This is a genomic window from Synechococcus sp. HK05 (genome assembly GCF_019104765.1).
Classification (GTDB): domain Bacteria; phylum Cyanobacteriota; class Cyanobacteriia; order PCC-6307; family Cyanobiaceae; genus Vulcanococcus.
Genome location: NZ_JAHRXJ010000011.1, coordinates 198163 through 221135, shown reverse-complemented (window position 1 = coordinate 221135; position 22973 = coordinate 198163). Strand labels below are relative to the sequence as shown.

Annotated in this window: 19 protein-coding genes; 15 read left to right on the top strand and 4 right to left on the bottom strand. The window is 61.0% G+C overall.

Translation table 11 applies throughout. The annotated features are described in order from the left end of the window. The first annotated feature begins 15 nt into the window (after nucleotides 1-15). On the top strand, nucleotides 16-1614 hold the full coding sequence (locus KUL97_RS10545; RefSeq protein WP_217796940.1) for a calcium-binding protein: 1599 nt from the start codon (nucleotides 16-18) through the stop codon (nucleotides 1612-1614). A gap of 792 nt (nucleotides 1615-2406) precedes the next feature. Here KUL97_RS10545 and KUL97_RS10540 read toward each other — a convergent pair. Both KUL97_RS10540 and KUL97_RS10535 read right to left on the bottom strand, forming a co-directional pair. Then, on the bottom strand, nucleotides 2407-4398 hold the full coding sequence (locus KUL97_RS10540) for a tetratricopeptide repeat protein (RefSeq protein ID WP_217796939.1): 1992 nt from the start codon (nucleotides 4396-4398) through the stop codon (nucleotides 2407-2409). A gap of 73 nt (nucleotides 4399-4471) precedes the next feature. Further along, nucleotides 4472-5431 (bottom strand): hypothetical protein, encoded by a 960-nt coding sequence (locus tag KUL97_RS10535; protein WP_217796938.1) that lies wholly within the window; start codon nucleotides 5429-5431, stop codon nucleotides 4472-4474. 96 nt (nucleotides 5432-5527) lie between these two features. Between KUL97_RS10535 and KUL97_RS10530 the strand changes: the two genes are divergently transcribed. Genes KUL97_RS10530 through KUL97_RS10505 form a run of 6 tightly spaced genes read left to right on the top strand, consistent with a single transcriptional unit; the run spans nucleotide 5528 to nucleotide 13407 of the window. Next, nucleotides 5528-6112, top strand: coding sequence for a hypothetical protein (locus KUL97_RS10530; RefSeq protein WP_217796937.1), 585 nt, complete (start codon nucleotides 5528-5530; stop codon nucleotides 6110-6112). Next, the gene (locus tag KUL97_RS10525) at nucleotides 6109-8712 is read left to right on the top strand and encodes a glycosyltransferase (protein WP_217796936.1); all 2604 of its coding nucleotides are present in this window, start codon (nucleotides 6109-6111) and stop codon (nucleotides 8710-8712) included. Before KUL97_RS10530 ends, KUL97_RS10525 begins: the two co-directional genes overlap by 4 nt. 23 nt (nucleotides 8713-8735) lie before the next feature. After that, a complete protein-coding gene (locus KUL97_RS10520) occupies nucleotides 8736-9533 on the top strand; it encodes a sulfotransferase domain-containing protein (RefSeq protein WP_217796935.1) in 798 nt (265 codons plus the stop codon). A gap of 12 nt (nucleotides 9534-9545) precedes the next feature. Further along, on the top strand, nucleotides 9546-11243 hold the full coding sequence (locus tag KUL97_RS10515) for a glycosyltransferase family 4 protein (RefSeq protein WP_217796934.1): 1698 nt from the start codon (nucleotides 9546-9548) through the stop codon (nucleotides 11241-11243). 3 nt (nucleotides 11244-11246) lie between these two features. Then, nucleotides 11247-12383 (top strand): A/G-specific adenine glycosylase, encoded by a 1137-nt coding sequence (mutY, locus tag KUL97_RS10510; RefSeq protein ID WP_368656140.1) that lies wholly within the window; start codon nucleotides 11247-11249, stop codon nucleotides 12381-12383. 13 nt (nucleotides 12384-12396) lie between these two features. Beyond that, the gene (locus KUL97_RS10505; RefSeq protein WP_217796933.1) at nucleotides 12397-13407 is read left to right on the top strand and encodes a carbohydrate kinase; all 1011 of its coding nucleotides are present in this window, start codon (nucleotides 12397-12399) and stop codon (nucleotides 13405-13407) included. A 37-nt stretch (nucleotides 13408-13444) separates the two neighbouring features. Here KUL97_RS10505 and tsaE read toward each other — a convergent pair whose 3' ends face one another. Continuing rightward, nucleotides 13445-13897 carry a tRNA (adenosine(37)-N6)-threonylcarbamoyltransferase complex ATPase subunit type 1 TsaE gene (gene tsaE, locus KUL97_RS10500; protein ID WP_217796932.1) on the bottom strand — a complete coding sequence of 151 codons (453 nt, stop codon included), beginning with the start codon at nucleotides 13895-13897 and terminating at the stop codon, nucleotides 13445-13447. Nucleotides 13898-13974: 77 nt separating this feature from the next. Here tsaE and ahcY point away from each other — a divergent pair, with 77 nt between their 5' ends. Then, the gene (gene ahcY, locus KUL97_RS10495) at nucleotides 13975-15402 is read left to right on the top strand and encodes an adenosylhomocysteinase (RefSeq protein WP_217796931.1); all 1428 of its coding nucleotides are present in this window, start codon (nucleotides 13975-13977) and stop codon (nucleotides 15400-15402) included. 147 nt (nucleotides 15403-15549) lie between these two features. Beyond that, nucleotides 15550-16209 (top strand): DedA family protein, encoded by a 660-nt coding sequence (locus KUL97_RS10490; RefSeq protein WP_217796930.1) that lies wholly within the window; start codon nucleotides 15550-15552, stop codon nucleotides 16207-16209. Nucleotides 16210-16223: 14 nt separating this feature from the next. Here the strand turns inward: KUL97_RS10490 and KUL97_RS10485 are convergent, their stop codons facing one another. After that, nucleotides 16224-16616 (bottom strand): single-stranded DNA-binding protein, encoded by a 393-nt coding sequence (locus tag KUL97_RS10485; RefSeq protein ID WP_217796929.1) that lies wholly within the window; start codon nucleotides 16614-16616, stop codon nucleotides 16224-16226. A 136-nt stretch (nucleotides 16617-16752) separates the two neighbouring features. Between KUL97_RS10485 and KUL97_RS10480 the strand changes: the two genes are divergently transcribed. The 6 genes from KUL97_RS10480 to lysS all read left to right on the top strand — a co-directional run bounded on the left by KUL97_RS10480 (nucleotide 16753) and on the right by lysS (nucleotide 22936). Then, nucleotides 16753-17799: a rod shape-determining protein gene (locus KUL97_RS10480; protein ID WP_010312398.1), complete on the top strand. Its 1047-nt coding sequence runs from the start codon at nucleotides 16753-16755 to the stop codon at nucleotides 17797-17799. 5 nt (nucleotides 17800-17804) lie between these two features. After that, nucleotides 17805-18542, top strand: coding sequence for a rod shape-determining protein MreC (gene mreC / locus KUL97_RS10475; RefSeq protein WP_217796928.1), 738 nt, complete (start codon nucleotides 17805-17807; stop codon nucleotides 18540-18542). Nucleotides 18543-18544: 2 nt separating this feature from the next. Continuing rightward, nucleotides 18545-19048 (top strand): rod shape-determining protein MreD, encoded by a 504-nt coding sequence (locus KUL97_RS10470; RefSeq protein ID WP_217796927.1) that lies wholly within the window; start codon nucleotides 18545-18547, stop codon nucleotides 19046-19048. A gap of 5 nt (nucleotides 19049-19053) precedes the next feature. Next, the gene (locus KUL97_RS10465; RefSeq protein ID WP_217796926.1) at nucleotides 19054-20433 is read left to right on the top strand and encodes an ABC transporter substrate-binding protein; all 1380 of its coding nucleotides are present in this window, start codon (nucleotides 19054-19056) and stop codon (nucleotides 20431-20433) included. Nucleotides 20434-20551: 118 nt separating this feature from the next. Beyond that, the gene (rpaB, locus tag KUL97_RS10460; protein ID WP_303246128.1) at nucleotides 20552-21361 is read left to right on the top strand and encodes a response regulator transcription factor RpaB; all 810 of its coding nucleotides are present in this window, start codon (nucleotides 20552-20554) and stop codon (nucleotides 21359-21361) included. A gap of 66 nt (nucleotides 21362-21427) precedes the next feature. Beyond that, nucleotides 21428-22936: a lysine--tRNA ligase gene (lysS, locus tag KUL97_RS10455; RefSeq protein WP_217796925.1), complete on the top strand. Its 1509-nt coding sequence runs from the start codon at nucleotides 21428-21430 to the stop codon at nucleotides 22934-22936. Nucleotides 22937-22973: the final 37 nt, after the last annotated feature.

The window sequence follows — 22973 nt, the reverse complement described above, 5'->3', positions numbered from 1 at the left end:
ACCCCAACCAACACTGTGGCTTTTACCACTCAAGAAGGCACCGGCGGTGCACCCTGGACCTTTCAAGGCACCCCGGAAGCCGACAGCATTGCCGTAATTACCGGTAATACTCAAAACACCGTCGCTTTCGACTTCATTGCTGAAGGATTTGAAGGCGATGACACCATCAATTTCAACGGCACCCGCTCCGTCACAATTAAGGGTGGCCAAGGTGCTGACGTCATCACCAACAACGTTGCGGTGTCGGCTGGTCTGACCAACATCGCCACCACCTCTTTCATCAACGGCAACGATGGCGATGACCGTATTGGTAACACCGATATCGGCCTTGCTGCCACTCTGAGCACCATTTCGGGTGGTCAAGGTTCTGACGATCTTTACATTGGAAGCCTTCAGAGCTCCAAGATCAACGGCAACCTGGGCGCTGATTTCATCCTTGCCGGTAACCTGCAGGATGAACGCGCTGACGCGAACCCCACAATTGTAAGCAACTTCAACGCTGCTTCCATCTTTGGTGGTCAGGGCGATGACGCTATCCGCTTCCAATTGCGTCCTCAGAACCAAGCGTTCTCTAATTCGATCGTTAACGGTCAACTTGGAAACGACTTCATCCAAATCCAGGCTGGTCAGTTCAACGTCCTGACAGCTGCCGCCCAATCGGCCGACCGTTTTAATCCTTCAGTCGGTATTGTCTCGGATCCCACAACTACCGGATCCAGCTTCAACGGTGGAGACGGCAACGACATCATCGATGCAAGCGGTGCTCTCCTCGACATCAGTCGCGGTGGCAGCATCAGCATCAACAACGACAACATCACTAACGGCTCTGGCTCCGACCTCGAAATCTTTGGTGGCGACGGCCAAGACTCGATCTTCGGTGGTGGCGGCGAAGACTTCATCGATGGTGGCGAAGGCAACAACTGGCTTGCTGGTTATGCTGGCCGCGATGAAATTGTTGCTGGTGCTGGCGATGATCTGTTGATCGGTGCTTATTTCGATGCCGATCTGTCCGTCGGTTTCGTTGGTGACGCCGTTGGTGACGTTCTCACCGGTGGCACCGGCAGCAACCGTTTCTTCATCCCTGGTTCTGATGCCGTTGTAGCCCGCCAGGGCTTCTTAGGTGGTGGCAACACACTGGGTTCTACCGGCGTAATCACCCTGACTCTCGCCCCCACTACAGGTCCCACCGCTGCTGCCACCGCTGCTAATGCCGTAATCACTAATGGTGATTTCATTACGGTTTCCTTCGGTGCAGACGTCATTACCGACTGGAATGCCGGCTCTGGTAACAACGTTCTCGACACTGGTTTCGGTAACGATCTTCAGGCTCCAACCATTGGAGCCGTGAACATGAGCCTTGGTGAAAACTACAATCAGACTGGCAACTTTGCCGTCCGTGGTTTCTACTCCGAGGTCAACGCTACTGAGCTTGGTCAGTTCGTCGTCAACCAGAACGGTACTGACATCGCAGTGTGGACTAACTACGATGGTGGCCAGTTCATCTCTGGTGCTGCTACTGCTGCCAGCATCAATAGCAGTGTGAACAACTTCACGATTCTCCGTGGCGTTAGTAACTCCGTTACTCTCACGGCTAACGAATTCGTGGCTGTCTGATTTAGCGGTTCTTACCAATGTAAGCCCCTCCAATCCGGAGGGGCTTTTTTTATGTCCTATTAACATGTCGCTTGTTCTTTGCTTTCTAGGAATTCCTAAGAAAAGCTAACCCGATCCGCTCGTACCGCTCCAAATATGTTCTGTAGTCAAATACATGAAAACCAATGCTCTTCTGCTCAGTATCTGTTTACGATGTTATTCATTTCATAGCGCTGGCAGCCTGAAATCTCTCGGTTGCCACCCTAGTTTTGATGCTTATAACAATTGATGAGCCTAAAAGCCTTAGTCTATCTTTACAGTGAAGGTCATTATCCTAACTGGGTTGTACTAAGTAAGCTTAGCCAGCTCATCTAATTACATCTCACTTGTTGGAATGATTGTTTTGTTTGACTGGTTCCTAGCTCAGTCGCCTCAATAGTATCCTAAGAGATGTACTGGACAAGGAATCTCAGTTCTTGGCTGATCAGCGGCCATGAGACATGTCGTTGGTTGAAGAGTCTTCCACTGCAAATCACGGCTTCGGCCGGATAGGCCTGATTTGCAAGAAGCCCGCGATCCCACGATTGTACTTAATGTAACGATCATGACCTTTACCGACCCTCATGCGTCGGCAGCTTGATCATCGACATGCCCGATCAGTCACGACCACTCTTATTAAGGGCCGATCATTAATGCACTCTGTCATGAAGATAATACACCTAAGCAACTATCTAAATGGCTTGAAATAGACTCGTATAATGTTGTAACCGGTCATCCTGTCTATAGGGCTTGAAAGTGCTAGCAATAGCGCAATCAGCAAGACTTGTTTTTGTCCCCTTTCCTCATAGCTGTCTTGCCTATTTCTGACAGTCCATCAGCAACAGCTTCAATTGCTTCTGACCAATCTCCAGTACGGTTTTGCCGGTAGAGCTTTATTGACGGATACCAAATGGTACAATTGCCTTCTAATCCCCAGCAGAAATTGGGACTGCGAGGCACTAGTAGATGTGTTTCTTTGCCTAGTGCACCTGCTAAATGAGCGGTCATATTCGAGATAGAGACTACTGCATCACAAGCGTTGATCAGTGCAGCAGTTCCGTCAATATCATTGTATAAATCTAAACCCTCAACGGTTTCAATGTTGATACCATGTGCATTCCGCAATGAACTAATCTCTTCGTGATGGTTGCCGTATTGGAGGCAGATAAGCTTGGCGTCGATCTGATGAAGCGCAGTTGCTAGCTTCTGTAGAGCAATCGACTTGCTTTTATTCTTATATCCTCTGCCTTCAGAATTCCAGCTCAAGCCGATAAGCTTGTGGTTGCATCCGCCTCGAAGATCTTCTGCTAATTCGACTGAACGAGTACTATCTGCCTGGAGATATCCATGACTATTATCAGGAAAGTCGGAAACCTCATGCCTAAATAGTCTCGCTAAATCAGCAATAGCGATGTGAGAATCGCAAGATGTCTCTTGTTCTAGAGTCTTGAGGCAGTCAATTGTGATGTTTCCTGAAAACGACCGCCGGAAGAGTGGCACCAGTCGCTGATCTACTCTCACTTCAAGTTTCTCGCACATTGACTGAGCTTCTTGAATTAATGAAGCGTAGAGAATCTGATCCCCGACGCCTTGCTCGCCGATCACCAACACTTTCTCCCGTCTGCTGCCATCCCAAACTGGTAAATCACGACATTGTGGTTTGTGAGTTCTGTATGCATATCCATTCCAGCCTAGTGAGAACTCGCCTTTTGCCAGCAAGATACAAGCGAGACCTGTGTGGGCTTCTTGATCGAATGGAGCGAGAGCTAATGCTTGACGATGATGCTTGATTGCTAGTTCATGATCGCCACGAGCCTCGTAAATTACCGCAAGATTGGCTAGAAAACCTGGATTATTGGGCTGCAAGGCAACAGCCTTGATATTGGTAGCTAAGGCTTCATCAAGCCTGCCTAGATTAAACAGAGCCAGGCTAAAATTTGCATATGATTCTGCATGGTTCGGATTGAGGAGCGTTGATCGCTGGCAGCATTGTGCAGCTTCTTCGTGGCGCTCTGCTGCGTTTAACATGCAACCTAGATTTGAGAGAATCAAAACATCATCTGGCTTCAGTTCTAGCGCCCTTCTTAGTAGCCTGATCGCTTCTTCTGGTTTATTTAGTGTATGCAAAATGTCTGCAGCGTTGATTAACGCTTTTGGATTTTCTGGGTTTTGCTCAGATTCTCTTTGGTAGGCTTGCAATGCATCGTTCAACTCGCCCTTGCTTCTGTGGGCGTCACCTTTTACTTGATAAGCCCCCTTTTGAGAGGGATTAACTGCTACAGCCTTTGATGCAAGCGTGATAGCGGTATCCCACTGGCCCATGGACAGCGCACACTTCGCTGCTTCCAGCCAAGACTGGCGTAGATAGGGGTCGAGTTCAACGGCCTTCAGAAAAAGTTCGAGCCCTCTTTTGTGATCTCCACTGAGCTGTGCGACGCCTGCTAGATTATAGATGGCAGGTGCGTAATCAGGCTGAAGTCTCAAGGCTCTCTGGTATGCACCAGCGGCTTGCTCGTAATTACCTTTGTTGAGTAAGCAGTTGCCAATATCTTTTAAGATCTCAGGATCACTCTGGTTGAGCTGATGCGCCCTTGTCAGGCACTGTTGCGCTTGTTCAATCTGGCCGACGGCCAATAGTGACTTGCCCGCCCACTTGAAGGCTAGATCGTCGTTGGGGTTGCTGTTGAGGATCTCTTCGCAGCATGCGATGCATCCCTGATAGTTGCCAGCGGCATATAGGCTGCTGAGGTGCTGAATATTCTGCACTCCACCGTCGCTCAGGTCTAAAGTATTATAGGTTGCTGCCGTCCTCGCTATAGGGCGCTCTCACTGTTCCTTGTTATGTAGTTCCAAAGCTTTCCTCTAGATGCGTACCATAGGCTTGGTCAACCCACTGATTTGAATCTCTGAACTGTTTGGCTAGCGCTCTAAATGTGGCTGGCTTCACCTCTTTTTCGGGCTTGCCGCTGATCCAGTGAAGTCTGCTCATCTGCACCAGCGCTCTTCTTGCGGGCTCAACGACAGGTCTGGGTAGCATTTTTGGAAGCCAGTGATTGGCCTGTCTCAACAGCAAGATGCTTCGCTGCCCAAGCCTTTCGTTTCTTCTGACTGTCCTGCTCGCTTTGAGGTATTCTCCTGCGAACGGTAATGCGTGTAGCTCGAAGTCGCTCACAACATCGCCTTGGTGTAGAAAAGGGCGTGCGTAGGTACGAACGATCATTGATTTGTGTCCCCAAACGCCTTCCCATCGCTCGAGCAGCTCTTGATGGTTAAACGCTGATGGTGTTTCTAGAGGATCCTGGACGGTGTGACCCGCGATCACTTGCATCGATTCCCAGCTCATCGATAGGCCAACCTGTTCGCGCAAATACACCACAACCCGTACCGTTTCAAACCCGATGCGCTCCAAGGCTTGTCGCAGGCGCAGGACGGCATTGTGAGTCAGTAGGCGCTGGGAGAGTTGCTCGGAGCTGAACACCACCCAGCTTGATGCTGGAACCATCGCTAGTTCAGCGGCCAGTGATCGCTCCACCCATTGCTTCGCTTCGTTGAGCGAGCCACAGGCCTGAAGCCCGGCAGTGCGGTGCCGCATGACGTCCCATTCCCGTTGGCCGGCTTCTGTATCGCCGTCAACCCCTAGCAAGGTGAGATGCCGGTGGTTGTGGGTTGGTCCAAGGGTTCTGGGTACCACTATCCCAGCATCGGCTAAGGCCTCTCTGTTGGCCGCCAGGCTGTATTGGATCGAGGTGGTACCGGTTTTGCAGATGCCGATGTGCAGGATGCACCGCCGTGCGGTCATAAGGCTTACTGGACCAGGTTTGAATTATCCCGTGTTGTGGCCAAATCGGTTCGCCACCTTGAACTAACCTAGTGGCCAGGCCACCTGTGATGAGCCTTGATCGTTGGTGACACGTTCCTATGGCTCCACCTGCCGAAAACAGGTGGCACCTCGATGCTCGGTTTATTTCGCAAGTTGGCGTTGCCCGGCGTCGCGGTTGATCCTTATGAACCGCTCATGCATGATTCTGTTGAGCAGCGTGAACGCAGAAGCCAGTGGAGGGCAGGGCATCGCCGCCGTTTCATCACTGCCCGCCGGCTCGACCAGTGGTTGATTAGCGACTGGGAGCACAAACGTCGCCGCATGGATTGCCCGCAGTTGGACTTTGAACCGGTTCGCTCTGGCCTTTTTTACTCCTTCCGGCTCGGCGGCACCTGGGTGGCAGCCGATTGGTGGCTGCACTACTTCCAGGTTGACGAGCAGGTCACGGCCTTGCGCCTTGAGTTTCTGCAGCAGGATCTCAACCAGCACTTACTGCCGGTTCTACCCTCAGGTACGCCGGCCTTTGGTGATCTACCGGAGGCCAATCGCAAGTCTCCGGTTGCTTCTGCCGAATCCGTTTTGACCGAGCTCGATTTGGAGCGGATCGCTGCGGTGAACCCCCGTTGGACTGCTTGGCAGCATCAGCTCTACGGCGTATGACATCGGCCCCGTTGCTGTTGATTGTGGGCATGCATCGCAGTGGGACATCCCTGCTTGGGTCCCTGCTTTCAGCCTGTGGCATCGCCATGCCCGGACCACTCCTTGTTGGCGATGCGCACAACCCAGAGGGTTATTTCGAACGCGCGGATGTAACGGCGCTTCAGGAGCAACTGTTGATCGATTTCGATCGATGGTGGCCCTCGCCCCGCGGCATGCGGCCTCTTCCCGACGCTTGGTTGGATTCTCCGCGAGGACGCCAAGCGCTGCGCCAGTTGACGGGTTTGCTGGAGGCAGAGTGTCACAACACGCCATGGGTCATCAAAGATCCCCGGAGCAGTGTGCTGTTGCCGCTTTGGCGAGCTGCTTGTGAGCAGTTGGCCATGCCACTGCAGGTGGTGTTGGCTGTGCGGGATCCACGAGAGGTGATCGTGTCGCTGGTGCAACGCGACCACCAAGCCACAGGGATGGATGGATGGCGAGGCCAACGGCTGTGGTGGCACCACAACCGCAGCGTTGTTCTCGACAGTGCCGGCCTACCCCTGCAGGTGGTGCATTACAGCCACTGGTTTGATCCAAAGAGGGGTTTTCAGCAACTGCATGCTCTGGTGCCCCACTGTGAGGAGACCGAGCTCCGCAGCATCCTTTCCTCTGTTGTGAAGTCCGAGCATCGCCGTAGCCATCGGCAGGCACGGTCGACCCCGGTGTCTGCTCAGGTGCGGCGCTTGGAGCGTCGGTTACGGGCTCTGGCGATGCATCCCCATCAGCGTGATGGTGTGCAGCAGTGGCTAATGCGTCAGCCTGATCCACCAGCGCTGGCTCCACACAGCCGCCGCCGCGGGCAGATCAAGCGTGCCGTAAACCGTTGGCTGGGTCAGCCCATACCCAATCGAGCGGCCACGCATCCCTGGGGCGATCTGGCTGAGATGGTGTGCGGGAGCCAGGGGCCGGCGGCTGATCACCAGTTGTTGTTGTGGATCCAGTACGGTTTCTCTGAGGCGGATTGGCGGCGTATTGCGGCTTTGCCGGGCTCACAACCTCTTGCTGAGGCATGGCAAGCCACAGCGGCGACCGTTGTGATCCACGTGCGAGGTGGAAATCTCCACCACTGGGCTGCCCATGCTTGGGCACAGCATTGTCCGATAGAGGGGGGGTGTTTTCTGGAGCTGGAGCCCTTCGGCGCGGCACTGCACGGCTCTTTGGCCCTCAACTTCGCTGATGTGCACCCTGGAGCTTGCGGTGCGCGCGAGTTGTTGCAGTTGGCTGCGTTGGAGCGGGTGTGGGATCCCGATCCAGCCCGCGTCCAATTGCTACGTCAATTCGGGGTGCGGGCCTCGTGTTTGCAGTTAGAGCAGGCCACCAACGGCTATTTGCAACCCCATGAAGGCACTTGGGCTGATTGTGCAACTCAGCTCGGGCTGGCTGCTCCCGCTCAGCTTGCCAGCCTCGGCAGCACGCTTTGTTTGGGATCTGCTGGGCCAGCTTTGGATTGTCAGCTGCAATCCCCCCTGCTTGGTGTGCCTGGATTTGCTGGCCTGCGTGTTGAATCTCCCGATCAGGGCCGACTCCTGGCCGTTTGGTTACAGGGTTGTTTGGATGCAGGCTTGGAGTTGGTGCGCTTTTGTTCCAGCGCGGAGGTTCACGAGCGGAATGATTGGCGAGCTTTTGTGCAATCGAACAGGCCCGGGTGTGCACCAATCCTGTGTTTTTCCTTTCCAGTGGGGGATGCTGAGCTCCGGGCGGAATTGGAGTGGTACCGCCAGGGATGCCCTTCCCCCGCTAGCCCGGTCACGCCGACGCCAGATGTGCGGGCTGTACTTCAACATGACACATCAGTGCCTTGTCAATGGGCTGTGTGTATCAGTCTCCATAATTATGGTTCACGCATCTGTAATGCGCTCGAAAGTGTTTTAGCTCAACAAGCATGTGCCTCGATCGAGCTCATCGTTGTGGATGACGCATCTACTGATGATGGGGTTGATGTGGCGCTCGATTGGATGCAACGTCACCAGCATTCATTTGCGCGCTGCCTGTTGCTGCAGCATCTCGACCATGGAGGCCTTGCGGCAGCGCGGAACACCTCGTTTTCAGCTGCCACGAGCTCCTGGTGTTTTGTGTTGGATGCTGACAACACACTCGAGCCGCTCGCGCTGGCCCACTGCGGCGCCTTGGCGACCAATGCCCATGAGCAGTGTGGTGTTGTTCACTCCTTGATTCGTGTTGTGGCTGAGCAGGGATCGGATGACCAACGCTCACTGGTGAGCTATCTGCCTTGGCAAAAAGAGCTGTTTCGCCGTGGCAATTACATTGATGCCATGGCCCTAGTGCGTCGTGATGCTTGGCGCGCTGTTGGTGGCTATGTGCATAGCGTGGAAGGTTGGGAAGATTTCGATTTCTGGTGCTTGCTCGTTGAGGCTGGGTGGCACGGTGTTCTTTGCCCTGAGGTCCTCGCTACCTACACCAGCCACATTCGCTCGATGACGCAACGCATCACGGTTAAGGGGCTCTATCGAGCTAGCCGCTTTCTCCAGTCGCGTCACCCCTGGCTCAACTTGCCTAGGGCCCATGATCAGGCCATCTGGCCCACATCGATGCAGCGATGAAACCGCAGAATGCCACTCAGTTCATGCCTGCACGATCTGGAGAACCTCGCGTTGGGTTCCTGATTGCCGGAGTTCAGAAGGGTGGCACCACAGCCCTGGCGGATTATCTGCGCCAGCATCCCGGCTTGTTCATCCCAGCGGCCAAGGAGCTCCACTTCTTCGATAACGAAACGCTTAATTGGCAGCAGCCTCAGCAGCTCCTGCCCCTCTATCACGCGCATTTCCGTGAGGCACCAGCCGGCAGCCTCTGCGGAGAGGCCACGCCGATTTATAGCTATTGGTGGCCGGCGATGGCGCGCATCTGGACCTACAACCCTGCGATGCGGTTGATCCTTTGCCTGCGCAACCCCGTGGAGCGGGCCTATTCCCACTGGGCGATGGAAACAGCCCGGCATTGGGACAGCTTGTCGTTTGCCGAGGCCTTGGCATCTGAGCCCGAGCGTTGCCGCGCTGCCCTGCCCGAGCAGCACCGGGTGTTCTCCTACGCCAGCCGTGGTTTTTACAGCGAACAGCTGCGGCGGCTCTGGAGCTTTTTTCCCAAGCAGCAAACCCTGATCGTCTGCCAGGAGCAGCTTTTGGCCGATCCGGCCACCATCCTCGGCGCGGTGCATCGCTTTTTAGGCGTTGAGCCTCTTCCCCCGGCCCAGCCCCTACGCGCCAACAGCGGCCGCTACGGCAAGGCTATGGAGGCGCGGCTACGCGATCAGCTTCAGCAGCTGTTCCATGCCGAGATCACCCAGCTGGAGCAGATGTTGGGGTGGGATCTGAGCCATTGGCGATCTCCGTCTGCACCGGTTGAGACAATGACCCCTCAAACGTGAGCGTTGTTCCCTTTGCCCACCTCCCGACTGGCGTTGTTCCATCCTCCTGGCCACCTGCGCCAGCCGGATAACCCCTTTGGCAAGGATGTGGCCAATGCCGGTTTGTTCAGGGCTCTGGCGAGCTTTGGCGGATATGAGCGGCTTTCGATCCTCAACCAGGTTGGATTAACGCCTGATGCCTTGTCGCAGGCCTGGTTCCCAGATGTCGACAACCATCCAGCTCTGGACTCCGCACCTCTGCACGACACGCAATGGCCAGCCCAGGCAGGTGTGTTGCTGCGCGGTCAGCCCTATCTCGCCGAGCTGGCCTGGTTGCGGTGTCAGGCCGCGCTGCAGCGTGACTACAGCCTTGTGGGGCTGATCCACACGCTCGCTCCACCAGCTGTGCGTGAGTTGATCGGTTCGGCCGCTCTGGCGCCGATTGAGCCATGGGATGCCTTGATTTGCACATCACCCGCAGTGCAGCGGGCGATGCACCAGCTCTTCGACCAATACGAGCACTATCTGGCGGATCGCTTGGGTGCTTCTCGGTTTTGCCGGCCTCAGCTACCCCTGATCCCTCTGGCCGTGGATGTGGACGGCATCCACGCGAGCGCTTCGAATCGGGCCTTGGGGCAGGCGTTCCGCGCCAGCCATGGCATTTCTGAGGATGCCCTGGTGGTGCTGTGGGTGGGGCGTCTGTCGTTTTACGAGAAGGCCTTTCCGCAGCCGATGTTTCTGGCTTTGAACCAGGCTGCCCAGGCGGTGGAACAACTGGTTCATTTTGTGATGGCCGGTTGGTTCCCTGGTGGAGAACAGGATCAGCGCCTGTATGAACAGGCCGCTGCGGCCTACGCCCCTGCGGTGCAGCTCCATCTGCTCAACGGAAACGACCCGGCCGTGGTGCAGGCGTGTTGGTCAGCGGCGGATGTGTTTTTCTCCTTGGTCGACAACATTCAGGAAACCTTCGGCCTCACCCCGGTGGAAGCGATGGCCGCTGGTTTGCCCATCGTGGCTAGTGAGTGGGATGGCTATGCCTACACCATTCGCCATGAAAAGGATGGCTTCCTGGTGCCCACCCTGGGTGGTGCTGCTCCAGGCCTGGATGCCTTGTTGGCCAACCTGCATGCGTTGGGTATGGAGACGTACCAAACTTATGTTGGTGCCACGGCTCAACACACCGCAGTTGATGTACCCCAGGCAGCAGCTGCCCTCACCAGGCTTTTGGCGTCCGCCGATTTGCGCCGTTCCATGGGCGCTTCAGCCCGAGAACGAGCTCGGAGTGCGTTTTCTTGGCCTGTGGTTGTCGAGCACTACAACCAGTTGTTTGACCACTTGGCTGCCGTGCGGCGTGATGCCAGCACGCCCGGCTCGTGCTTGAGCCCTCAATCTCATCCCGTTCGCGGCCTTCCGTTTCGCGATTTCGAGGGTTTTGCCACGCAAGTGCTCTCGCCCCAGCATCATGTGGTGGTGGCTGATGGTATTGATCTTCAGCAGGCAGCTGAGCGCCTCTCCACGGTTGTGTTGGATCGCCAATTCCCGGGGTTGCGTGCGCAGCCACGAGAGGTGGAGCGGCTGGTTAGCGAGCTGGTTCGTCAACCTCGTCAGTCTGTCGCTGAGTTGCAGGCTCACTTCCCGTCTGAGCGATCCGAACACATTGCGCTCACCTTGGTGTGGCTTGCCAAGCTCGGAATCGTGGCTTGCGGCCCGCCACCTCCCGCCAGCCACTGATCGGTGTCTCCTCTCCTGCAGGCGTCAGAGCTACGTCGGTTGCTGCTGGCCTGGTGGCAAGAGAAAGGTCGCCACGCCATCCCTTGGAAACTAAAGCCAGACGGGTCGTTGCCCGCCCCGGGTGAGCCGCTGGATCCCTACGCGATCTGGGTCGCCGAGGTGATGCTCCAGCAAACCCAGCTGCAGGTGGTGCTCCCCTATTGGCACCGCTGGATGGCGGCGTTTCCCTCTGTGGAAGCGTTGGCCGCTGCTGAAGAGCACGACGTGCTGTTGCTCTGGCAGGGTCTGGGGTACTACTCCCGCGCTCGTCGGCTCCTCGCTGGTGCCCGTCAGATGCAGGAGCAGGCTTCCCCTTGGCCCAAGGATCTCGAAAGTTGGACGGCTCTGCCCGGTATCGGCCGCAGCACCGCCGGGAGCATCCTGTCGTCGGCCTTCAATCGGCCCTACGCCATCCTCGACGGAAATGTGAAGCGGGTGTTGGCGCGGCTGATGGCCTGCGAGCGGCCTCCCTCCCGCGACCTGAATCGGTTTTGGGCCCTCAGTGAAGCGCTGCTCGATCCGTCGCGGCCTCGAGATTTCAATCAGGCGCTGATGGATTTGGGGGCCACGGTGTGCACCCCCCGCAACCCCCGCTGCGACCAGTGCCCTTGGCAGGTTCAGTGCGCTGCCTACGCTGCCGGCGACCCTGCCGCCTTCCCTGTGACCGACGCCCCTCGCGAGCTGCCCTTCCAGGTGATCGGCGTGGGGGTAGTGCGCAATGCGGCTGGCCAGGTGCTGATTGATCAGCGCCTGAACGAAGGCCTGCTTGGCGGCTTGTGGGAATTCCCGGGGGGCAAACAGGAGCCTGGCGAGCCGATCGAGAGCACCATCGTCCGCGAACTCCAGGAGGAGCTGGCGATCGAAGCGGAGGTGGGTGCCGAGCTGATCACCTTGGAGCATGCCTACAGCCATAAGCGCCTGCGCTTTGTGGTGCATCTGTGCCGCTGGATCAGCGGTGAACCCCAGCCCCTCGCCAGCCAGCAGGTGCGTTGGGTGGAGCCCACCGAGCTCGGCGATTACCCCTTTCCTGCAGCGAATGCGCGGATCATTGCCGCCTTGCTCGAGCGTTTGCAAGGTGAAGACAGTGCCGCTGCGGCTTAGGGCCGCCTGAGCCATGGCTGCTGGGTCTGCGCCGCAGGTGATCTGTCTGGGGGAGGCCCTCGTGGATCGCCTCGGTCCCCTCGGGGGTGATCCCGCCACCGCGGCGCCCGAGCAGTGCGACGACCGCCTGGGCGGCGCCCCCGCCAACGTGGCCTGCGCCTTGGCGCGGCTCGGCACCGCCGCCGCTTTTGTGGGGCGACTCGGCTCAGACGCGATCGGTGCGGCCTTCCAGCAGTTGATGGCCGAGCGGGGTGTGAACCTCAGCGGCCTGCAGCGCGATTCCAGCCACCCCAGTCGGATTGTGTTGGTGCCCCGTGATGCCAGCGGCGACCGCAGCTTCGGTGGCTTCGCGGGCGATCAGGGCGATGGTTTTGCTGATCAGGCTCTTGAGGCCAGTGGGGTGAACGCGGCGTTGCCCCCCTTGCTGGTGGGTGCTCGCTGGCTGCAGATCGGCACCATTCCCCTGGCATCAGACTCGTCTGCGGCGGCCTTGATGGTGGCGGCGCAGTTGGCCGCTGCTGCCGATGTGGCGATCGCTCTGGATGTGAACTGGCGGCCCACCTTCTGGGACGCCAGTGCTCCGGTGGATGCTGGGCCCACGCCCGCGGCTGTGGCGGCCATCCAACCGCTGCTGGAGCAGGCCGGTTTGATCAAGCTGGCTGCTGAAGAGGCCCAGTGGCTCTTTGGCAGCCGTGATCCAGCCGTGATCCGCGCTGGCCTGCCCCAACACCCAGCGGTGGTGGTCACCGATGGCGGTGCCCAGGTGGCCTGGTGCTTTGGCTCCAGCAGTGGCGTGATGCCTGCCTATCCGGTGGCGGTGGTGGACAGCACCGGTGCAGGCGATGCCTTCCTGGCCGGCTTGCTCCACCAGCTCTGCCTCCAGCCCCAACTGCTCGAAGGCGGCAGCGCCGAGGCGGTGCGCTTTGCCAGCGCCTGCGGCGCCCTGGTGTGCGGGGGTGCTGGGGCGATTGATCCGCAGCCCACCCAGCAGCAGGTGGAGGCGTTCCTGGCCGGGCAGCTCTGAGCGCTCGGTCCCTCCCGTCTCCGGGTTTGCCGACTCTTCAGCGCAGCCGCGCCCGCCGGCCGGCTTCGGGATCATTCGGATCCACAAGCTCCAAGCCAATCCGCCAGGCACCCTCCGGCACGAAGCTGAGCCGCTCGGCCCACTCCACGGCCATCAGAGCGTTCAGGGCTAGAGCCTCCTCTTCTTCCTGGGCGAACAGTTCATCAGCGGCGGCCGGCTGCTCGAGGCGGTAGAGGTCGAGGTGCACGAGCGCTCCGGTGCGCCCTGCGTAGTGCTGGGCGAGGGCGAAGGTGGGGCTGGTGATCGGTTCCTCGATGCCCAGACCGGCGGCCAGGCCTTGGGTGAGGCAGGTTTTGCCGGCGCCGAGATCACCCTGCAGCAGAAGGATCGGCCGCTCGCCCGTGGGTAGGGCGAGCCACTGCTGGGCCAGTTGGCGACCGAGATCTTGGGTGGCGGCGGCATCCGCCAACAACACGCTGCGCGATTCCATCCCGGTAGATTGCCCCTCAGCGAGCCCGAAGCCTCGGCGTCTCTGCAGATATTTCTAGTTTCCAAACCTTCAAATTCATGGTGGCTACCCCCACGGCGCCTGCGCTGCAGAGCACCAGCACCTATGTGATCGCCGACCTTGGCCTGGCTGATTTCGGCCGTAAGGAAATCGAGATTGCCGAAACTGAGATGCCGGGTCTGGTGGCCCTGCGCAGCAAGTACGGCGCTGAGCAGCCTCTCAAGGGCGCCCGCATTGCGGGTTCCCTGCACATGACGATTCAGACCGCCGTTCTGATCGAAACCCTGGTGGCCCTCGGCGCCGAGGTGCGCTGGGCCAGCTGCAACATCTTCTCCACCCAGGATCACGCTGCCGCCGCAATCGCCGCCGCTGGCATCCCTGTGTTCGCCTACAAGGGCGAAACCCTCGATGAGTACTGGGCCTTCACCCACCGCATCCTCGAGTGGGGCGATGGCGGTACCCCCAACATGATCCTCGACGACGGCGGCGATGCCACCGGTCTGGTGATGCTGGGCACCAAGGCTGAGAGCGACCTCTCGGTGCTCGACAACCCCTCCAACGAAGAGGAGACCGCCCTCTTCAACAGCATCCGCCAGAAGCTGGCTGCCCAGCCCGGCTTCTACTCCAGCATCAAGGCCCAGATCCAGGGCGTGACGGAAGAAACCACCACGGGTGTGGCGCGTCTGTATCAGCTGCAAAAGAGCGGTGAGCTGCCCTTCCCGGCAATCAACGTCAACGACTCGGTGACGAAGAGCAAGTTCGACAACCTCTACGGCTGCCGCGAATCGCTGGTGGACAGCATCAAGCGCGCCACTGACGTGATGGTGGCCGGCAAGGTGGCCTTGGTGCTCGGCTACGGCGATGTGGGCAAGGGTTCCGCCCAGTCGCTGCGTGGTCTAGGCGCCACCGTGATGATTGCCGAGATCGATCCGATCTGCGCCCTGCAGGCGGCCATGGAGGGCTACCGCGTGGTGCGCCTTGACGACGTGGTGCGTGATGTGGACATCTTCGTAACCGCCACCGGCAACTTCCAGGTGATTCGCCACGAGCACCTGATCCAGATGAAGGATCAGGCGATCGTGTGCAACATCGGCCACTTCGACAACGAGATCGATGTGGCGTCGCTGAAGCAGTACGCCTGGGAGAACATCAAGCCCCAGGTGGATCACATCACCCTGCCCAGCGGCAACAAGATCCTCCTGCTGGCCGAGGGCCGTCTGGTGAACCTGGGCTGCGCCACCGGCCACCCCAGCTTCGTGATGAGCAACTCCTTCACCAACCAGGTGCTGGCTCAGATCGAACTGTTCACCAAGGGCGACCAGTACGCCAAAGAGGTGTACGTGCTGCCTAAGCACCTCGATGAGATGGTGGCCCGCCTTCACCTCGAAAAGATCGGCGCCAAGCTCACCGAGCTCACCGCCGAGCAGGCCGCCTATATCAACGTGCCGGTGGAAGGCCCCTACAAGCTCGATCACTACCGCTACTGAGCCAGCAGGGTTCTCGTGCACGCCTTCGGGCGTGCGCGCAGGCTCGACGGTTGATCGCGCTCCACCGCTGGATATCCATGGATATCCAGCGGTGGAGCTTTTTTGTAGGCGGATGCCGCACAATCAGCCCACACGTGCGCAGGCCGGATGGGACTCACAGAGTTGGTGCAGCAGTTGCCTCAGCTGATCGGTGCAGCGGTGGAAGCCAACCCATGGATGGGTTACGGCGCCATCTTCGCGGCGATGTTCCTGGAAAACCTGTTTCCGCCGATCCCCTCGGAGCTGATCATGCCTCTGGGGGGCTTCTATGTGCACCAAGGCCAGTTGGCCCTGATCCCCGTAGTGCTGGCCGGCCTGATTGGCACGGTGCTCGGCGCCCTGCCCTGGTACGGCATCGGTCGCCTGATCAACGAAGAGCGCCTGGAGCAGTGGCTTGAGCGCCATGGCCGCTGGATCGGCATCAGCCCCCAGGATCTGCACCGCACCCGCACCTGGTTCAACCGCTACGGCACAGCGTTGGTGTTCTGGGGCCGCCTAGTGCCTGGCATCCGCACTTTGATCTCCGTGCCCGCCGGCATCGAACTGATGCCGCTCACCCCGTTCCTGATCTGGACCACCGCCGGCAGCCTGATCTGGACCCTGCTGCTCACCCTGGCTGGCATGGCCCTCGGCGAGGGCTACGCCAACGTGGAGCTCTGGATCGACCCCGTTGCCAAAGCGATCAAGGTGCTCCTGGTGATTGCCGTGATCGCCGCCGCGGCTTGGCTGGGGCTGCGCACCTGGAAGAAGCGCAACTCCAGCCACTAATCGCCGCCCGAAGCTCAGAAGGGAACTTCTTCCTCGGTGGGTTCGCCGCCAAAACCGCCGCCACCGCCGTAGCCGCCGCCAGCTTCGGCGTCACGCTTGGAGCCCAGCAGCTCGAGTCGATCGACGCGGATCACCGGCTTGCTGCGCTCTTCGCCAGTGCTGCGGTCGGTCCAGCGGTCGAGCTTGAAGCTGCCGATGATGCCGAGCAGTGAGCCTTTGCGCACATAGTCGGCGGCCACCTGGGCCTGCTTGCCCCAGATCTCGAGATTGAACCAGTCGGGTTCGTCGTTGTTGGAGCGGCGATTCACCGCCATGGTGAGGTTGGCCACCATGCTTCCCGACTCGAAGTAGCGAACCTCGGGGTCGCGGCCGGCCCGGCCGACGAGGGTGATTGAGTTGACGCCCATGGCGTTCTCCTGTTGCTGCGTTGGGTCAATGATGCAGTCCGTTGAGGGGCTGCCTCATAGGGAGAGTTCCACCCTTTGGCCCGGATGTTCCATCGCGGCATCCCACCTATGATTCGCGCCGCTAGGCGGCCCCTCAGTGTTCTTCAAACGTTTCCAGCTCTCCCGCGATATCGGCATCGATCTGGGAACGGCCAACACCCTGATGTACATGTCGGGCAAGGGCATCGTGCTGCAGGAGCCCTCGGTGGTGGCCATCGACCTGGAACGCGGCAGTTGTTTGGCCGTGGGCGACGAGGCGAAATTGATGCTCGGCCGCACCCCCGGCAACATCCGCGCGGTGCGTCCCCTGCGTGACGGCGTGATCGCCGACTTCGACGCTGCCGAGCAGATGATCAAAACCTTCATCCAGAAGGGCAATGAAGGCCGCGGCATCGTGGCGCCCCGCCTGGTGATCGGCATCCCCAGCGGCGTGACCGGCGTGGAGCGCCGCGCCGTGCGTGAAGCTGGTCTCGCTGGTGCCCGCACCGTTCACCTCATTGATGAGCCCGTGGCGGCCGCCATTGGCGCTGGCCTGCCTGTGACTGAGCCCGTCGGCACGATGATCGTCGACATCGGCGGCGGCACCACTGAAGTGGCTGTGCTGTCGCTGGGCGGCACTGTGTTGAGCGAATCCGTGCGCGTGGCTGGCGATGAGCTGAGCGATGCCATCAGCGTGTACCTGAAGAAGGTGCACAACCTGGTGGTGGGTGAGCGCACCGCCGAGGAAATCAAGATCCGCATCGGCTCGGCCTTCCCCGACGAGGTCCACGACGAAACCTCGATGGATGTGCGCGGTCTGCACCTGCTCTCCGGCCTGCCCCGCACCATCAACGTGCGCGCCGGCGACGTGCGCGAGGCGATGGCCGAGCCCCTCAACGTGATCGTGGAGGCGGTGAAGCGCACCCTCGAGCGCACCCCTCCCGAGTTGGCGGCCGACATCGTGGACCGCGGCATCATGCTCGCCGGTGGCGGTGCCTTGGTGCGTGGCATCAGCGATCTGATCAGCCACGAGACCGGCATCCTCGTGCACGTGGCCGAAGACCCGCTGCTGTGTGTGGTGAACGGCTGCGGCATGGTGCTGGAGGACTACAAGCGTCTCGAGCGCGTGCTCGATACGCCTGACTTCAGCCGCGTCGCCGCCTGATCCCGATGCTCGGACGCACCCTGCGCGTCCCGCTGCTGCGCAAGGTCGCGGAAGCCTGGCCCTGGTGGTTGCTGCTGCTGGCCCTGGTGGGGGTGCGGCTGAGCAAGGGGGCGGGCTTCATGGATGCCTATGCCCTGCTCAGCCGTCCCTTCTGGCCGGGTTCAGCCCAGTCGGAGTGGTTGCGCTCGGCGCAGCAGCTGCAGGATCAAGCCAGCCTGTTGCAGTTGCAGCGCGACAACCAACGCCTGCGCGGCATGCTCGCCCTCGATCGCAGTGGCGCTGGTCGCGTGTCGGCTCCGGTGATCTCGCGCGAGCCCGGCGGCTGGTGGCAGCAGCTGGAGCTCGGCAAGGGCAGCGTGGAGGGCATCCGCGCCGGGGATCCGGTGCTGGCCCCCGGTGGCTTGATCGGCCGGGTGAGCAGCGTGACCCCCAGTACCGCCCGCGTGCAGCTGCTCACCGACAGCGGCAGCCGCCTCGGGGTGTGGGTGGCGCGGGTGCAGCGCCATGGGCTGCTGGTGGGCCAGGGCACGGCGCGGCCGCGGTTGCAGTTCCTGGAAAAAGACACCGGCGTGCGCCCCGGTGATGTGATCACCACCTCCCCCGCCAGCACCCTGGTGCCTCCCAACCTCCTGGTGGGTGTGGTGCAGAGCGTGAATGAGGAGTTGGCGCCGGCCCCGGATGCGGCCGTGCAGCTCAGTGCACCGGTGGATGCGGTGGATTGGGTGCAGGTGGTGACCCGTTAGCCATGGGGGTGTTGCACCGTCAGCGTTGGTGTGGGGCCACGGGGCTGATGGTGCCCCTGCTCACCCTGGCCTCGCCTGGCTTTTTGAAGATCGCCGGCGTCGCCCCCAGTTGGGCGGTGCTTTGGCTGTTGCCCTGGGCGTTAGTGGATGGGCCCGCCTCAGGCGCGATTGCTGGGCTTTGCCTCGGGTTGGTGCTGGATGGCTTGCACCTCGGCCTGGCCAGCGAGGTGCCGGTGTTGATGCTTCTGGGTTGGTGGTGGGGGAGGATCGGCCGGCGTGGTGTGCCGATCGAGCGCAGCTACAACCTGGGTCTGCTGGCGCTGCTTGGCGCCTTGCTCCTGGGGGCCAGTGTGTTGCTGCAGCTCTATTGGAGCGGCCAATTACCGCTGGTGGAAGCCGGCTTGCACACCCTGGTGGCGCAGAGCTTGATCACCGGCCTGCTCGCACCGGTGCTCTGCTCGCTGATGCTGTTGCGCTGGCGCCGTATCGCTGATTTGAGGGGCTGATGGGCATGAGGGGCAACGCCGCCACTGGAGCTTTGCGCGGATTCCGTCGCCGTGCGCTGCTGCGCCGCGTTGTGGTTGGTGCGGCCGGTGCTGCCTTGGCGGTTGGCCTTAGTGCGTGCCGCGGAGCGGCGCCACCGGCGGGTTCTGAGCGCACAATCCAGTTCTGGACCCTCGACCTGGCGCCGAAATTCAACACCTACATCCAGGGTGTGATCGGCGCCTGGGAAGCCCAGAACCCCGGCTACCGCGTGGTGTGGACCGATATTCCCTGGGGCTCGGTGGAGCGCAAGCTGCTGGCGGCGGTGTTTGCCCGCACGGCGCCTGATGTGGTGAACCTCAATCCCCTGTTTGCAGCCAACCTGGCCAGCAAAGGCGGCTTGCTGCCGCTTGATGCGGTGCTGCCACCGGGAGCGCCCCAGGCCTACCTGCCCTTGATCTGGCAGGCGGGCCGCAGCGCTGGGCCAGATGGTCAGCCCCAACAGTTCGCGATCCCCTGGTATCTCACCGCCCGGATCACCCTGGCCAACACCAGCCTGCTGCTGCAGGCCGGTTACAGCGCGCCGCCCCGCACTTGGGAGGAGGTGCCCGCCTATGCCGAAGCGGTGCGCCGCCGCACCGGCCGCTATGCCCTGTTCGTCACGGTGGTGCCCGACGACTCGGCCGAGCTCCTGGAGAGCCTGGTGCAGATGGGGGTGACGCTGCTCGGCCACGATCAACGCGCTGCCTTCAACAGCCCCGCCGGCCGTAAGGCCTTCGCCTTCTGGACGGATCTCTATCGCCGCGGCCTGCTGCCGCGGGAGGTGGTGAGCCAGGGTTACCGCCGCGCGATCGAGCTGTATCAGAGCGGTGAGCTCGCCCAGGTGGGCAGCGGCGCTGAGTTTCTGCGCAGCATCCAAACCAATGCCCCCCAGATCGCGGCGGCCACCCGCCCCTACCCGCCCATCACCGGAGCCAACGGCGAAGCCAACGTGGCGGTGATGACCCTCGCCATTCCTCGCCAGAGCCAGGTGGCGGGCAAGGCAGCGGAGTTTGCCCTCTTCCTCACCGATGCGACCAATCAGCAGCGTTTCGCGGAGCAGGCCCGGGTGCTGCCGTCGTCGCCCGGGGCGCTGCAAGCGCTGCGCCGCAACCTTGAGGCAGAACGCCCAGCCAGCCAGCCCGAGGTCCTGGTGCAGCAGGCCCGCCTGCTCTCCGCCGACACCCTCGCCCAGGCGCGGGTGCTGGTGCCGGCCAGCCCTGGGGTGAAGCGGTTGCAGGCGATTGTGTACACCCAGCTCCAGCGGGCGATGCTCGGCCAGATCAGCAGCGATGCGGCCCTGCTGGAGGCGGAGCGGCAGTGGAACGCCTATGCCGTGGGGCGCTTCTCAGGCCAGGACAAGCGTTAAACCCTGCCCGGAAGAAAACCTTAAGACTTCTCTTAGCAGACCTGTTTTCAGGGGTTTTGGGCCTCGGTCTGTTCATCCTGAGATGTATCGTTGCGCTTCTTCATCACCTGTTGTGCGTATGGCCCTCGGCGACCAGCACCAACTCGGTGAGGCGTCGGGAGCCGCGTCTGGGCCTGAGGGGCACCGCGCCACCTTGCTCGTGGTGGACGACGAGCCGGCGGTACGCCGCGTGTTGGTGATGCGTCTGCAGCTGGCCGGTTACCGGGTGGTGTGCGCCGAAGACGGCGAAGAAGCGCTCACCCTGTTCCACCAGGAGCAGCCTGATCTCGTCGTGCTCGACGTGATGCTGCCCAAGCTTGATGGCTTCGCCGTGTGCCGGCGACTGCGGGCTGAATCCTGCGTGCCGATCATTTTCCTCTCGGCTCTTGATGCCATCGCCGAGCGCGTGGCGGGCCTCGATCTCGGCGCCGACGACTATCTGCCCAAGCCCTTCAGCCCCAAGGAACTCGAGGCGCGCATCGCCACGATCCTGCGCCGGGTGGGCCGCGGCTCCGCTGCTGCTGAGCCGCGAGAGGCCACGCCCGGCCAGGGTGTGCTGCGGGTGGGCGATCTGGTGGTGGATACCAATCGCCGTCAGGTGACCCGCGATGGCGAGCGCATCGGTCTCACCTACACGGAATTCAGCCTGCTGGAGCTGCTCTTCCGCGAGCCCGGCCGTGTGGTGCCCAGGGCCGAGATCCTCGAGCAGCTATGGGGCTATCCGCCGCGCCGTGCCGCCGATCTGCGGGTGGTGGATGTGTATGTGGCCCGCCTGCGGGGCAAGCTCGAGCCAGATCCCCGCAATCCCGAGTTGATCCTCACGGTGCGGGGTACTGGCTATGCCTCCCAGCGGGTGGGTGAGCTTCCGGGAATGGCGGCTGCCGGCTGAGGCTGGTTGCGGCGTCGCCGCACCGCGTTCCTGCAGGATGGCGGCACGCTGAGTTGCACCGGTCCTTTGTCTGAGCTGCGCGAGACCCGCCTCGAGAAAGGCAAGGCCCTGGCTGAGCTGGGCCAGGGACCCTATGCGCTGCGCTTTGAGCCCAGCCACCGCACCGCCGAGCTGCAGCAGGCCCACGCTGATCTCGCCAACGGCGAAGAGCGCGATGTGACCGTCGCCGTGGCCGGCCGGGTGATGACCCGCCGCGTGATGGGCAAGCTCGCCTTTTTCACCCTGGCCGATGAAACGGGTCTGATCCAGCTGTTCATCGAGAAGGCCACGCTCGCGGCCTCGATGCCGGACGACCCCGAGGCCTTTGCCCACATCACATCCCTGGTGGATGCCGGCGATCTGATCGGCGTGCAGGGCACGCTGCGCCGCACCGACCGCGGTGAACTTTCGGTGAAGGTGAAGGGCTGGCAGATGCTCAGCAAGAGCCTGCAGCCTTTGCCCGATAAGTGGCATGGCCTCTCCGATGTGGAGAAGCGCTACCGCCAGCGCTATCTCGATCTGATCGTGTCGCCCCACACGCGCGAAACCTTCCGGCGCCGGGCATTGGCGGTGAGTGCAATCCGCCGCTGGCTGGACGAGCGCGGCTTCCTGGAGATCGAAACGCCGGTGCTGCAGAGCGTTCCCGGTGGCGCCGACGCACGGCCGTTTGAAACCCACCACAACGCTCTCGATCTGCCGCTCACCCTGCGCATCGCCACGGAACTGCACCTCAAGCGGCTGGTGGTGGGCGGCTTTGAGCGGGTGTATGAACTCGGCCGGATCTTCCGCAACGAGGGCATCAGCACCCGGCACAACCCGGAGTTCACCTCAATCGAGGTGTACCAGGCCTATGCCGACTACAACGACATGATGGATCTCACGGAGCAGCTGATTGCTCACGTGTGCCAGCAGGTGTGCGGCAGCACCGTGATCAGTTATCAGGGCACCGAGATCGATCTGACGCCCCCCTGGCGCCGGGTGACCATGCACGAGCTGGTGCAGGAGGCCACCGGCCTGGATTTCGCGGCCTTCACGTCTCGCGACGAGGCTGTTGCGGCGATGGAAGCCAAGGGCCTTGCGGCGCCGGCCCTGGCCGATTCGGTGGGCCGCTTGCTGGTTGAGGCCTTCGAGCAAACGGTCGAAACCGACCTGATCCAGCCCACCTTTGTGATCGATTACCCAGTGGAGAACTCGCCCCTGGCCCGGGCCCACCGCAGCAAGCCGGGCCTGGTGGAGCGCTTCGAGCTGTTCATCGTGGGCCGCGAAACCGCTAACGCCTTCAGCGAGTTGATCGATCCGGTGGATCAGCGCCAGCGCCTAGAAGCGCAGATGGCCCGCAAGGCCGCCGGCGACGACGAAGCCCAGCAAGTGGATGAAGACTTCATCCAGGCCCTCGAGGTGGGCATGCCCCCCACGGGTGGCCTGGGCATCGGCATCGATCGCTTGGTGATGCTGCTCACCGACAGCGCCTCGATCCGCGATGTGATCGCCTTCCCGCTGCTGCGCCCGGAAATCCGCACCGCTGGCGCCGACTGAGACGCGATACCCGCAATGGGATAATCAACCCTAGTAG